Origin of the sequence: Coleofasciculus sp. G1-WW12-02 (assembly GCF_040219735.1) — a bacterium.
GTDB lineage: Bacteria > Cyanobacteriota > Cyanobacteriia > Cyanobacteriales > Coleofasciculaceae > Coleofasciculus.
In genome coordinates this window covers 18,624-31,979 of record NZ_JAVJRX010000013.1, presented here as the reverse complement: position 1 = coordinate 31,979, position 13,356 = coordinate 18,624, and the positions used below count along the sequence as shown (strand labels likewise).

The 13,356-nt window shown below is 45.1% G+C and carries 11 protein-coding genes; 5 read left to right on the top strand and 6 right to left on the bottom strand.

Features of this window, described 5'->3' with window-relative positions; translation table 11 throughout:
• The first annotated feature begins 192 nt into the window (after positions 1 to 192).
• From RID09_RS01960 to RID09_RS01950, 3 genes are all read left to right on the top strand, one after another.
• Entirely contained in the window at positions 193 to 435 is a 243-nt protein-coding gene (locus tag RID09_RS01960) for a hypothetical protein (protein ID WP_446334268.1), read from the top strand.
• 212 nt (positions 436 to 647) lie between these two features.
• Positions 648 to 3,746, top strand: a complete 3,099-nt coding sequence (ppc, locus tag RID09_RS01955; protein WP_446334267.1) for a phosphoenolpyruvate carboxylase — start codon at positions 648 to 650, stop codon at positions 3,744 to 3,746.
• 766 nt (positions 3,747 to 4,512) lie between these two features.
• Positions 4,513 to 5,463, top strand: coding sequence for a carbohydrate kinase family protein (locus tag RID09_RS01950; protein WP_446334266.1), 951 nt, complete (start codon positions 4,513 to 4,515; stop codon positions 5,461 to 5,463).
• 119 nt (positions 5,464 to 5,582) lie between these two features.
• On the opposite strand, the gene RID09_RS01945 is transcribed toward RID09_RS01950, so the two are convergent.
• The 6 genes from RID09_RS01945 to cutA form a co-directional block, all read right to left on the bottom strand.
• On the bottom strand, positions 5,583 to 7,052 hold the full coding sequence (locus RID09_RS01945; protein ID WP_446334265.1) for an alkaline phosphatase D family protein: 1,470 nt from the start codon (positions 7,050 to 7,052) through the stop codon (positions 5,583 to 5,585).
• An 85-nt stretch (positions 7,053 to 7,137) separates the two neighbouring features.
• Positions 7,138 to 8,604, bottom strand: coding sequence for a pyridoxal-dependent decarboxylase (locus tag RID09_RS01940; RefSeq protein ID WP_446334264.1), 1,467 nt, complete (start codon positions 8,602 to 8,604; stop codon positions 7,138 to 7,140).
• 107 nt (positions 8,605 to 8,711) lie between these two features.
• Positions 8,712 to 8,900 (bottom strand): methyltransferase family protein, encoded by a 189-nt coding sequence (locus RID09_RS01935; RefSeq protein ID WP_446334263.1) that lies wholly within the window; start codon positions 8,898 to 8,900, stop codon positions 8,712 to 8,714.
• Positions 8,901 to 8,914: 14 nt separating this feature from the next.
• Positions 8,915 to 10,282, bottom strand: a complete 1,368-nt coding sequence (gene gntT / locus RID09_RS01930; protein ID WP_446334262.1) for a guanitoxin biosynthesis MATE family efflux transporter GntT — start codon at positions 10,280 to 10,282, stop codon at positions 8,915 to 8,917.
• A 640-nt stretch (positions 10,283 to 10,922) separates the two neighbouring features.
• Complete coding sequence (locus RID09_RS01925; protein ID WP_446334261.1) at positions 10,923 to 11,645, bottom strand: phosphatase PAP2 family protein; 723 nt, start codon at positions 11,643 to 11,645, stop codon at positions 10,923 to 10,925.
• A gap of 297 nt (positions 11,646 to 11,942) precedes the next feature.
• On the bottom strand, positions 11,943 to 12,278 hold the full coding sequence (gene cutA / locus RID09_RS01920) for a divalent-cation tolerance protein CutA (protein WP_446334260.1): 336 nt from the start codon (positions 12,276 to 12,278) through the stop codon (positions 11,943 to 11,945).
• 68 nt (positions 12,279 to 12,346) lie between these two features.
• Here cutA and RID09_RS01915 point away from each other — a divergent pair, with 68 nt between their 5' ends.
• Positions 12,347 to 12,517, top strand: coding sequence for a hypothetical protein (locus tag RID09_RS01915; protein WP_446334259.1), 171 nt, complete (start codon positions 12,347 to 12,349; stop codon positions 12,515 to 12,517).
• 261 nt (positions 12,518 to 12,778) lie between these two features.
• Positions 12,779 to 13,324, top strand: a complete 546-nt coding sequence (locus RID09_RS01910; protein ID WP_446334258.1) for an RNA 2'-phosphotransferase — start codon at positions 12,779 to 12,781, stop codon at positions 13,322 to 13,324.
• The last annotated feature ends 32 nt before the right edge of the window (positions 13,325 to 13,356 follow it).

The window sequence follows — 13,356 nt, the reverse complement described above, 5'->3', positions numbered from 1 at the left end:
CCAAGTTTTGAGTTAGGGAGGGGAGTAAAATCAAGTCAGCGATTAAGATGTTTACGCTTGCACTGTGGCTTTTCTTTCCCCTAATTTTGCTGGCATTGAGATGCACCTATCCCAATTTCACTCTATGATCAAATATGGGGTAGGTCTTTTGTATACGATTAACCGTTGTTCGTGGGAGGTTGAATTTTATATATGGCATCGGTGAACCAAAATCCACAGGTAAAAGTTAACCCATTACCGGAGTCCGTTAAACATTCAGCAGAACTCTTCTTAAGTTTAGCCACAGGCCCGATGCTTGTGGGGGTGATTTCCCTAAACAGGATTGGTTCATGGCTGCAACAAGTAGGAGAAGCCAGCGAAGAAGTTTTTCGTGGGGAGCGCTTACCGATTCTTCCCTTCCCGGATACGCCTCCCTCATCCTCTAACGACGACTAAGTAGGTGGGAAAATTTCAAGTTAACGGCTGTGATCCTCATGGGTGATTATTTGTCCTTAGCTTCATGAGCACCTGTACCCTGCTGTACCTGTTTTCCCCGTTCCCTGTTCCCTTCGAGATTCCCTTCCCAGAAATTTGTCAAGAATAAAACTATACAGGTTAGCATTAACCCCCTAAAATGGATCATCCTTGTCTTACTGCAAACAGACCCTATGAGTTCCCTCCTCCACTCATCCGATCAGGAATTTGCCATCCCATCTACATCCAAGCTCCTGTTGCGTCATCGCATCAAAGTTGTGGAACAGTTGTGGGAGTCGGTTCTCCTTTCTGAATGCGGTCAGGAACTGGTCGATTTGCTGGCGTCTTTGCGCCAATTAAGTTCGCCAGAAGGACAAGCCACAGGGTTTTCGCTTTCATCGATTCCGGAAGTGATCGAACGGCTTGACCTCAACGCCGCGATTCGGGCATCTCGTGCTTTTGCGCTTTATTTCCAACTGATTAACGGTGTCGAACAACACTACGAACAACGCGATCAACAACTTTTACGGCGGGCTACCTACAATACATTAGCGGGGAGCAATCGCACCTCGATGAAAGCTAATGGCAGTTCACTCGAAGCATCCAACAACAGTGACGATGCTAAACCATCCGGGAGTGAACCGATGGCGGATTTATTAGAAAAACGTTGGCAGGACGATAGAAAATCCGCAAATACCAACAGTACCTTCCATTGGCTATTTCCTTATCTGCGCGACCTCAACGTACCCCCCCAGCATATTCAGCGGCTAATTGACAATCTGGATATTCGCCTAGTCTTTACCGCGCACCCGACAGAAATTGTCCGACACACGATTCGGCAAAAACAACGGCGTATTTCGACAATCCTGCAACAGCTTGACCAAGCGGAGGAAGCATCCCGCGCCTTAGGTCTCAACTCATCCTGGGAAGTGGAAGACTACACCGAACAACTCAGAGAAGAGATTCGGCTGTGGTGGCGTACCGATGAACTGCATCAATTTAAGCCCACGGTTTTGGATGAGGTGGATTACACCCTCCACTATTTTCAAGAAGTCCTGTTTGATGCCATTCCCCAACTCTATCACCGCTTAAAACAGAGTATACAATCGTCCTTTCCTTGGCTGAATCCACCCCGGAAAAATTTCTGTAAGTTTGGCTCTTGGGTGGGATCTGACCGAGATGGGAACCCCTCCGTTAAACCGGAAGTGACCTGGCAAACGGCTTGCTATCAGCGAAATCTGGTTCTGGAAAAATATATCCACTCCGTTAAACATCTGACCAATTTGTTGAGCTTGTCATTGCACTGGAGTGATGTCTTACCCGAATTATTGGACTCTCTGGAGCAAGATCGCTCCCAAATACCGGAGGTTTATGAGGAACTGGCAATTCGCTACCGCCAAGAACCCTATCGTCTCAAACTCTCCTATATTCAGCAACGACTGGAAAATACCCTGGCGCGTAATCTCCACCTTTCTCAGAGCCAACCGCTACAGCCAATGGCTCTGGAAACGACTAACCCCTGCATTTACCAATCGGATCAGGAATTTTTGGCAGAGTTGCAATTAATTCAACGTAACTTAGCGGAGACGGGATTAAGTTGTCAGGAACTCGATACGCTGATCTGTCAGGTGGAAATTTATGGGTTTAATCTGGCACACCTAGATATTCGGCAGGAAAGTTCTCGTCATAGTGATACGATGCACGAGATTACCGACTATCTGCAAATTCTACCCAAGCCCTATAACGAATTATCTGAAGCCGAACGCACCGAATGGTTAACTAACGAGTTACCCACACGACGCCCCTTAATTCCTGGTGAACTCCCCTTTTCTCCCGAAGCCTGCGAGATTATTGAAACCTTCCGCATGTTGCGACGGCTGCAACAAGAGTTTGGTGAACAAATTTGCCAAACATACATTATTAGCATGAGCCACGAAGCCAGTGACTTGTTGGAAGTGTTGCTTTTGGCTCAAGAAGCTGGACTCTATGATCCAGCAACTGGGAAGAGTACTATTCAAGTTGTCCCCTTATTTGAAACGGTAGACGACTTGCAACGGGCGCCAAAGGTGATGAAATCCCTGTTTGAGTTACCCCTGTATCGAGCCTGTTTAGCAGGTGGTTATGAGGCGCTGAAGGATTACGAAAAGACGATAGCTGAAAAGGGTTCCCCGACTTTCCCCTCTTATCCTCAACCGTTGCAGGAGATAATGCTGGGCTACTCAGACAGTAACAAGGATTCTGGGTTCTTAAGCAGTAATTGGGAAATTCACAAAGCGCAAAAAGCCCTACAGCAAATTGCGGAAGACTATGGGATTGCTGTACGTATTTTCCACGGACGCGGCGGTTCCGTGGGGCGTGGCGGTGGACCGACCTATGAGGCGATTCTGGCGCAGCCGGGGCGGAGTATCCAGGGACGGATTAAGATTACGGAACAGGGTGAGGTGCTCGCGTCTAAGTATTCTTTGCCGGAGTTGGCACTTTATCACCTAGAAACCGTAACCACGGCGGTGATTCAAGCGAGTTTGCTGGGAAGCGGCTTTGATAACCTGGAACCGTGGAACGAAATAATGGAAGAATTGGCGGTGCGATCGCGCCAACATTATCGGGGGTTTGTGTATGAGCAGCCGGATTTCTTGGATTTCTTTAATGAAGTGACGCCAATTCAGGAAATTAGTCAGTTGCAAATCAGTTCCCGTCCCACCCGTCGCGGTGGTAAGAAAGATTTTACCAGTCTGCGGGCAATTCCTTGGGTGTTTAGTTGGACGCAAAGTCGTTTCTTATTACCGAGTTGGTATGGTGTGGGTGCGGCGTTGAAAGGGTTTTTGGATGAGGAACCCGAAGAAAATTTGAAGCTGTTGCGTTATTTTTACTTCAAGTGGCCCTTTTTTAAGATGGTTATCTCTAAGGTAGAGATGACGTTGGCAAAAGTGGATCTGCAAATTGCGGGTCATTATGTGGAGAAATTGTCCCATCCCGATGATCGAGAACGGTTTGATCGGTTATTCCAGCAAATTACCGATGAATTTAACCTGACTCGTGAGTTAATCTCGTTAATTACCGGACACAAGCAGTTACTGGATGGTGATCCAGAGTTACAGCGATCGGTACAATTGCGGAATGGTACGATTGTTCCCCTGGGTTTCTTGCAAGTCTCTTTGCTGAAACGGTTGCGCCAGCATAGCACTCAGATGGCATCGGGGTTTGTTCAATCTCGGTATAGTAAAGGTGAGTTACTGCGGGGTGCTTTGTTGACGATTAACGGTATTGCTGCAGGAATGCGGAATACGGGTTGATGGTCATTGGTTATTGGTCATTGTAGGGGCTTTACTTGCACTAATGAACAACACCAATAAACTTAATTGGATCGGGTCGCCCTCCACTGGCGCGGCACGGCGAAAATTGTGTTGTGGAATAGATTTGACGGTTAAACCGGGCGCACGTCGGTGCGCCCCTACGTGGAACAGGTTGTAGGTTGGGTTGACGATAGGAAACCCAACCAAATTGAAGAATCGCATCCCTTACGACTGGCGTTTAAATTCAATTCAAAAAACAAATTCAATGGTAATATTCGCAACTAAAATTTTTTGATTATGAATGATTAACAAAGGCTGGTTTTTTAGGGTTTATCGTTGGACAAGGGCGGGTTTTGTTGTTCAGTTATTGGTGAATAATTGACATTAATGGCTAAACCCGCCCCTACAATTCACCCTTTGACGAAGGAATTCAGGCGAAAAATATTTTTATAGACGATGACGTATTTGAATAGAATGTCCCAGACTTCATTTAGGTTCGTAGTAGGCACTTTAGTGCCATAAGCGACTATTTTGCCCCCTCAATCCCTGAGACTTAAGTTTCATCACCGGGCGCATATCTGAAGTAGGTGGGGTAGCGCGATCGCGAAATCGGCGTCGGGGTGGTACAGATGTTAATCAGAGGAACTTCAGCTTTCAGTTGACACTCATAAATGATATTATAGTCCTAACGAATTAATTATCCCTGAGCTATTAGCAGGACACCCCTACTATCTAATTGTATCGAGTTAAATTAGAAAATACAAAAGTGACGACAGAAAAATATACCCAACGTGATGTCAAACGTCCAACCACAGCAGAAATTGTTTGTTTTGGTTCGCTGATGGTAATGGAGTTATTCGTAATCGATGAATGGCCCCAACGGAATTTTGGCTGCATATATCAGGAACAACGAGATAGTTTGGGACAAGATGCCGCCATGATTGCCACAATATTGCACGGGTGGGATATTCATAGTGGTTTGATTGGTTCAGCCTTGGCGGAAGACTATCGAGGACGATGGCTGGCAGAACACCTTAAATCGGCAGGTGTCTTAGGTGAAGTGCGCCTAGATTCGCAACTTTCAACAGTACCCGTGGTGTTGATTTCAGATGCTATGGGGGGTCGCACTTACTTTTGGCAACCGGATAAAAAATTATTGGCGACGTTAGATACGGCTGATTTGTCTCTGTTAAACGGAAGCCGTCTCCTGTATGTCGATTGGTATGACGAAGATCACATTCTCCGTCCTATGGATGAAGCGATTAAACTCAATATTCCTGTCTTTTTAAACCTGGAACATTTGCACGAAGATCCCGATATTTTAGCCCGTTATGCGGGACGCGCGACAATGTGTCAAGCCATTACAGATTCTGCCCAACGGGGTGATCAATCGCCTTTAGCGGTAGCCCAAACCTTGTTGGATGCGGGCATAAAAACAGCACTGATCACTCTAGCCGGAGAAGGATGCTTGGTCGCACAGGAGCAGAAGGCGATTCGGGTTCATGCTCCCTCAATTCAGGCAATTGATTCATTTGGTGCAGGTGCTACGTTCTCAGCCGGTTTTATCTACGGCTATCTTAAGGGGTGGAGTTTGGAGACGATGGCACGGTTTGCGACAGCTACAGCTTCGATCAAATGTAGTCGTGTGGGACTTGAACCGCCAAATTTGATCGAAAGCCAAACATTAGCTAAACAACTTAAAGTGGACTATCTTTAGAAAATTAGCGACATTCCACTTGCCAAAACTATCACTGACCTAAATTTTTGTAGTCAACGATTGGGCGTTAAGGCGCTAAAGCGCAACTACAAACCTAGATTAAATCAGTGATATTCTCCTTAAAACTTATGTACTTTTTTATTCATCAATTTTCCTTGGCTAGAAAATATCTCCACCGTCAATCCATCTAAATCAATGGTGACTCGTGTGAACAGATCAACGGAAACCACTGGACCGGCTTCAGCTAACTCGTAACGGTGAGTTGAAAGCGTGACCAATTTACCCTCCATCTGGAAGTGCTTCGCTTTCCTGTGAATCAGGGGCCAAGACAGACCTGAAGAGATAACCGAAATTATTTTAAAATCCGGCTTCTCCTGACACCGTAATTCCGCACTCATGCCACAAGCGACATCTCCGGCTAAAAAGACGACCCGTTTGATATCATGGTCGAAAATTAAATCGAGCAGTTCTGTACGTTGCTTTAGAAACCCGCCCCATTTGTCTGAATCGAGTCCCTCTCCAGACAACTTATCCGGAAAAAAGGGAACGGACGTCATCACACATTTAACCCGACTTGAACCATCACATAACCAGGCTTTTAAAGCCTCCATTTGTGTCTCGCCTAGCATGGCACGGGTTTCTGTCGTATCACCTAACTGCCGTTCTGTGCGACAGTCTAGGGCGAAAAAGTCACAGCAGCCATCTTCAAAGGTGTACCACAGGCGGCAATTCCCCCAGTAGCCACTATACCGTTCTCGTTCATCCTCCTCGAGTGCAGGGAATAAAGGACCATGACTCATTTGGTAGGTTTCATAGGCTTGAAGCGCGGCGGGATACACAAGTTGCCATTCTTTGTCCCCAGCATTACCGGGCCAATTGTCCAGGATATCATGGTCATCCAGGGTCATGTAGGTGGGGACTTGTGCCATCAGTTGCCGCACGTTGGGTTGCGAAAAGGTGGTTCGATAGCGGTCAAAATATCGCTCAACGGTTAAGTCAGTGTCAGCAACTTCGTCGAAGTTATCGTCGGCATAAATTTGGTCACCCAGTAAAAGAAACGCATCCGTGGCAATCCCTTGCTCAATTTGTTGATTAATTGCCGCAAAGGTTTGCTCTCCATCTTCGACATATCGCCACACTCCGGGCGCTAGTCGCTGCATATAACGGCAGGCTCCATAGACAAAGGAACGAGGACGCTGGGAATCATTACTGCCGGATTTAAAGCGTTGTTGATTGGCTTTTGACCAGTCTATTTTTAGTTTGGAATCGGGTTCATCTTCACAGACAAACCAACCCATTTGATACTCATAGTCGGTTTCAGGTTTGAGTCCGGTAAACGTGATGACCCCAGACATATCAAAATTTGGATTCATTTTAAAGAATTGGGATGGCTGAAACTCTGACTCTCCCACGGCACGGATACGAGCTACACCAAAACAGGGTTGAAACAGTTGATGGGTTTGCACACCCCACCCTGGGGGTAACGCATGAGGTGATGGCAGATATTCAGCCCGTCCAAATATACGGGCGCTTTGGTCAGTCACATGTCCGAGAATGGGTCCAACTGTGAGCGGTTTTAATTGAATCATGGTGTGTATTTGTAATGATGGTTGTTGATTCTGTTTTCAAATTGCAGCTAAAGTGTCAAGATATTTGATCGTAACGTTGATGTTTTTATCGGAAATGGTTAGCCAGTTTTACTTCAACAAACTTTGTGCTAGGTTGTTGGATTAATACATCAGCATAATTGCAGATTAATTGCCAAGCCTGCTTAACATGATTTCGATCGGTTTGGGCTTGACCAATTGACAGACGTAAGGTGAGTTTATGATTGAGTCGGGTTGGGCTTAAGTAGAGTTTTCCAGACGCATTCAGATGTTGGAGCAGTGCCTGATTCACGGAGTCGCCACCCTTGAGTCGAAAGCAAACTAAATTCAGGGGAGGATCGACAACTAACTCAAAGCGTGGATCAGAGTTGACCCATTGGGCAAACTCTTGGGCTAAGGCAACATGTTTGCGAATATAATGTTGTAAACCTTCAATCCCATAATGGCGAATCACAAACCACAACTTGAGGCTTTTGAAGCGGCGAGCGAGGGGAATCTGCCAGTCTCGATAGTCAATCACCTGTCCAGATTCCGTGGCTTCATTTTTCAGGTAGTCTGGCATGATCGAGAGGGCTTGAACTAATTTTTCCCGATGTTTGACATAGAAGCAATTACAGTCAAAGTTTGTCATCATCCATTTATGGGGATTGAAGCAATAGCTATCAGCTTGTTCTAATCCCTGGTGAATCCAGCGGAACTCTGGACATAAAGCAGCGGTACCACTCATGGCTGCATCCACATGGAACCAGAGGTGATATTCTTGCGCGATCGCTCCCAACTTGGCGATCGGGTCAATTCCGTTGGAGGAGGTGGTTCCCACGGTTGCGGCTAAGTAACAGGGAATCAAACCAGCTTGGATATCTGCTTCAATACGCTGTTGGAGTTCTTCTGGACACATCGCATAATGCTCATCCACCTCAATTAAACGCACGTTTTCCGGACGCAACCCAACAATTTTTGCGGCTCTTTCAATGGAGCAGTGCGCCTCTTTTGACGTGTACGCTACCAACCGATTAATATCAGCTTGAGCTTGTTCTCTAGCGGCGATCAGAGAAACCACAGCCGCGCTACAGGCTGAATCTTGTAATACTCCTCCCCCAGTTTCTGAGGATTTAAAGTGGGAGGGTAATCCCAACATATCAACCAGCCAGTCGAGTACATGGGTTTCTAGCTCTGTACAAGCGGGAGAGGTTGCCCACAAAAATCCTAACACCCCCATACCCGCACTCATTAATTCTCCTAATATTGAGGGAGCAGACGCACCCGCTGGAAAGAAGGCAAAAAAGTTAGGCGATTGCCAGTGGGTTAGTCCCGGCACAATGATCCGATCAATATCATTTAAAATCGCATCATAGGATTCACCGGTTTGGGGGGCAGCATCGGGCAAATTGGCTCTAATCTCTCCAGGTTTAACTTGAGACAGAACGGGTAAATCCTCTACCTTCTGCATGTAGTTAGCGATCCAATCAATTGTTTGATATCCCCGACGACGAAATTCTTCGGGGGACATGTGATAGTTAATTTCTTTCGTCATTTAAATCTCTTCTAAACGTGAATAGTGGTAAATTTTTTAGATGACAATTACACGGGTGCTAATTCCATGAGGCTGCTGGGAGTCCCCACAGAAAAAGTTTCCAACCATTAAAGCGATGGCGCATGAGTGTTGGTAGCTTGTGCCAGCTCGTCAACACTCTTCGCTTCTTCTGTCAATAAATCAGCGATACCTAATTTAGCCGCTACATTCATCGCCTGGGAAATCCAAAATCCACTCACCAGTTCAACAAAAGCCATCATCGGTGATTTTTTGGCGGCGGTTTTAGTTTGATTCATCTTGTTTTATTCCCTTAATTATTTTTCAGTGAGCCTACTCTTGTACCTAGATTGAACTCCAAACCATCATCCGGTTTTAGAGTTGACGGTACGTAGAGAGCCAATGTAATCGCTCGGATCAGCATAAACACTAATAACCCCAACCACAATAGATGAACATTCTGGAACTGCCATGCCGCAATCACTAAAGGAACAAATCCGATAAAAAACGCGGCTAGGATACCATTTCGGAGGACAAACATTTGAGTTAACCCCAAAAAATATCCTTCTAGCATATACACAAATCCTACCATAACTAACACAGGAAATAGCCATAAAACATAGTCATTAATTTGGTCAATTACCTCTAAATGATTGGTTAATAAGCCAAACATTTTTTCGGGAAAGGAAATAAAAACCAATGCCAGAGCTAATCCTAAACTCAAGCTCGTTCCCCCAGACAAGCGCAGTAGGGGAAGCAACTTCTCGTGGCACCCCTCACCGTGAAAATTTCCAGCTAAGGTTTCCGTCGCAAATGCTGAACCCTCAATTAAAAATACGGCGAGATTGACCACTTCCACCATTAAACTGTTGCCCGCTAAAACGACGGTTCCCAGAAAACCACTCAAGCTTGCAAAGATCGCAAACGTTGTAATTGTTCCCAGCGAGCGGATCAATACATCGAAATTCATCTGAAATGTGGATTTTAGCGCTACAGGGTCAATAATTTGTCTGGCTACGGCTGGTAGTTTTTGCAAATAACCATCTCCAGCTATCAGTATTAGCGCTAAAACGAACATCACATACTGACTAATTGCCGTTGCTGCACCCGCTCCCGCACTATTCCATCCCCACTGGACAATAAATAAGTAATCTAAAACAATATTGGTGCCATTGCTAATGATGGATAGAGCTAGCACTTTATTACTCTGAGATTGCCCTAAAAGCCAACCTATTAGCACGAGATTAGATAACGCGGCGGGTGCTGCCCAAATCCGGGTATTGTAGTAGTCTCTCGCAGCGGCTTTTACTTCTGGTGCCGCACTGAGTAGGGTAAAACCGAGTTCTCTAATGGGGTACTGTAAGAGTAGAATAATTGCCGCAACCACGAGTGCGACTAAACCGTTTCGCAACAAGATCAATAACACAGCATCGTGGTCTGAACGTCCCACAGCCTGAGCCGTTGAACCAGTCGTTGCCATGCGTAAAAACTTACAAGTGCGGTAAAGGTAATCGAAGAGAATGACCGCAATAGCGACTCCCGCTAGATAGCGAATATCGCTTAAATGTCCTAAGAAGGCTAGATCGACTAACCCGACTAACGGAACAATAATATTGGAGATAATGTTAACAATTGTAAGCTTAGTAAAACGAGAGCTAATCTGAAAATCTGTTTCATTCATACATAGGATAATTTAAAGAGTGTTACTGTTATTTGACCGCTGTTTAAATATAGTTTAAATCTAATTAAATATTACAGGGCAAGCAGGAAAAAATACCTGACAATGGAAAATCAGTTCTGATCTTCTACTTTTCTGGGGACACGGAGGTGATCAGTAATTTTTTCCGTTATGCACGAGTAAAGGAAACACTGCAAAAATCTGATGCTTTACCGTTAATAGATGGGAGTCCTGATTCAATTACTCATTGAACATATTTCACGTTTCATCAGTAATTTTGTTCAAAAAGCTGGTATCAATTTAATTTTTTACTAAATCTTAACTTTTACTTAACTGTAGCATTGCAATTTCACAACGTCCAGTGAAAAAAACATATCTTTTTATTATATTAAAATCAATTGCATTAGGATATTTATATAGTAGGATTCGTACTTTACCGTCTAATACGTGATATTCTCAAAGGTTACTAAATTTGAGGTAACTTTAGTTAAATCGGGCGCACATTGGTGTGGTAAAAGGGCGCACGTCGGTGCGCCCCTACGGTTCGGTGTTTGGCTTAAAGAAGAATCCATCGCTGAAAGCGATGGGAGTGTCAATCTATTGTTTCGATACACCGTTGGTGTCCCAACTGTTGTGGCGGTTGCTATACGTTTGGTATTGTCTCTTCTTGTTCAAGTCGTCGCTGACTCCTGTGGGGTCTAATCACCAAACAGACGCCAACCGCCCAAGCAATGGATGCCATCCAACCTGCAATAATATCACTGGGGTAGTGAACCCCTAAATACATCCGAGTCCAACCGATCGCGATCGCAAACATGAGACCCCCAATAACCGTCAGCCAACGCCAACGGGTATTCCAGGTCAAAATAATTAATACAATCGCAAACGTCATGCTTCCCATCGCGTGTCCACTGGGAAACGCATAATCAGGCTCTGGCGCAGGGGATTCCCACAAACTCGGGCGTACTCGCTGGAAAGTTAACTTAGCAGCACGATTAATAATAACACTGCCTAATAAAGTTATCAGCGCATAGGTGAGGAATCGCCACTGGCGTCGGAATGCCAATAGGAGTACTATCGCCACAGATAAGGGCAATACCCCCCAATAGGCACCCAAGTTCGTCAGGGTTATCACAAACCCATCGAGTTGGGGTGAGGTTGTACTACGAATCGCTAATAAAATTGGCACATCCCAGGGAAAACCCCCTTCCTTTTCCCAAATCTCCTCAGCTAATTCTCCGAAGATTTGCACGGGGACATAGACAGCCAGAAATAATAAAACCAGAGAACGCCAATGGCGGGTTAATAATTTGACCAGAAATTTCCAGAAGGATTGGATACGCTGTGAGAGGTCATAAGTAGACATTAAACAGAGTGAAATGTGACGGTGTACAACTTGAAAAAATTGGCGACTTCCTCAAAAGTCTGATTATCCCACATCTGAGGACAAAGGGCATCAAGAAATTACTTATCCCTCATCCCTATACATACATTTAAAATTAGGTCAGGGCGGGTTTTGATTCAACGTTATCATCAATGGCAAAACGAAAGTCCCTAAACTAGCCCAGTGGTAGGGGCGGGTTTAGTCAAATCTGGGTCTAAAAGAAACGATAGTTGTAAAACCCGCCCCTACAACCTTCAACAATCAAAAGGCTTGTATCTCTCATCGAACAGATACATTTTCTGAAATCCACTGTAAATAAGCCTCAGATCCAGCAATAATCGGCAGGGCAATAATTTCGGGAACCTCGTAACTATGCAACTCCTGAATTTTGGCAGCTAACTGGTCAAATTGAGATAAATCTGTTTTAATCACCAATTGCCACTCTTGATCGCGATTCACCTTTCCATCCCAGGTATAAATCGATCGCACGGGCGTAATACTGACACAAGCTGCCATTCGCGCTTCCACCAAGGATGAAGCGATCGCGTCTGCTTCTTCTTTTGACGTTGCCGTTACCAAGACTACACCATAGCTAGAGGTTGATGGATTTGCCATAGAATCATCCTACGCCTGGTTAATTGTATCAACTCACCCGGAAAAAAACATCTTTACACTACACTACCGTGGCTATCGTGACTATCGTGCGATCGCGGAGTATCTATATCCGAAGGATGAATCTTACATCCCTAGCAACTCATCCCTTAGCAGGTGGCGTTAATTACACTCCCTCAGCTATAGAAACAGGCATTCCTCGTCCCCAATTCTCTCTCACCAAGGAATCCTCAAAAGTATGATCCTGTTGGCAAAGCCATGCAACCCCAAACAATGCCCAACGAGTTACCAGTAGGGTTCTCGGCGCGAGAACTGATTCAATCGCGACAGAATAGTTTACAGGTAGACAATTTTTATCAATTGTAGTATTATATAATACAAGTTCACATAATCCTCACCCCTGAGTATAAACCCATTGATCCGACTCAGACTTAAGACAAGGTTACCCAACCATTATTTATGGTTAGCTAAACCATAATTAAAAGCTATTGAATCAATCAACCATGAACTCTACCCGCCTGGTTAAAATTAGCAAATATCTCAGCAAACATCTGCGGCATCAACCCGAACGGATTGGGTTAACCTTAGAACCAGGGGGTTGGGTCAAAGTTGATCAACTGCTATCCGCCTGTAAACAGTATTCCTTTCCTCTTACTCTCAATGAACTTAAAGAAGTCGTTGCCCAAAATGATAAACAACGCTTTTCCTTTGATGGGACACAAACACGGATTCGCGCCAATCAAGGGCATAGTATCTCAGTTGATTTACAGTTAGAACCAACCATTCCACCAGAAGTACTTTATCACGGGACAGGTCACCCAAGTGTTGAATCGATTCAGCGTCAAGGCTTATGTAAAATGTCCCGGCATCACGTCCACTTATCCCAGGATATCGCAACCGCAAAAAAAGTAGGACAGCGTCATGGTCGTCCGGTAGTCTTGGTTATCGATGCTAAAGCGATGTCCGAGAAGGGTCATACATTCTACTGTTCCGACAATGGGGTGTGGTTGGTAGATTTTGTTCCCCCTGAATATCTACAGCAATTCTAATCCGCCAGGAGTCTCAAACTCAGCAGGAAAAA

Bases quoted from the DNA above. Each gene is read 5' to 3' on its own strand.
- RID09_RS01960 (WP_446334268.1), top strand. From the start codon at position 193: ATGGCATCGGTGAACCAAAATCCACAGGTAAAAGTTAACCCATTACCG.
- ppc (WP_446334267.1), top strand. From the start codon at position 648: ATGAGTTCCCTCCTCCACTCATCCGATCAGGAATTTGCCATCCCATCT.
- RID09_RS01945 (WP_446334265.1), bottom strand. From the start codon at position 7,052: ATGATTCAATTAAAACCGCTCACAGTTGGACCCATTCTCGGACATGTG.
- RID09_RS01940 (WP_446334264.1), bottom strand. From the start codon at position 8,604: ATGACGAAAGAAATTAACTATCACATGTCCCCCGAAGAATTTCGTCGT.
- RID09_RS01935 (WP_446334263.1), bottom strand. From the start codon at position 8,900: ATGAATCAAACTAAAACCGCCGCCAAAAAATCACCGATGATGGCTTTT.
- gntT (WP_446334262.1), bottom strand. From the start codon at position 10,282: ATGAATGAAACAGATTTTCAGATTAGCTCTCGTTTTACTAAGCTTACA.
- RID09_RS01925 (WP_446334261.1), bottom strand. From the start codon at position 11,645: ATGTCTACTTATGACCTCTCACAGCGTATCCAATCCTTCTGGAAATTT.
- cutA (WP_446334260.1), bottom strand. From the start codon at position 12,278: ATGGCAAATCCATCAACCTCTAGCTATGGTGTAGTCTTGGTAACGGCA.
- RID09_RS01910 (WP_446334258.1), top strand. From the start codon at position 12,779: ATGAACTCTACCCGCCTGGTTAAAATTAGCAAATATCTCAGCAAACAT.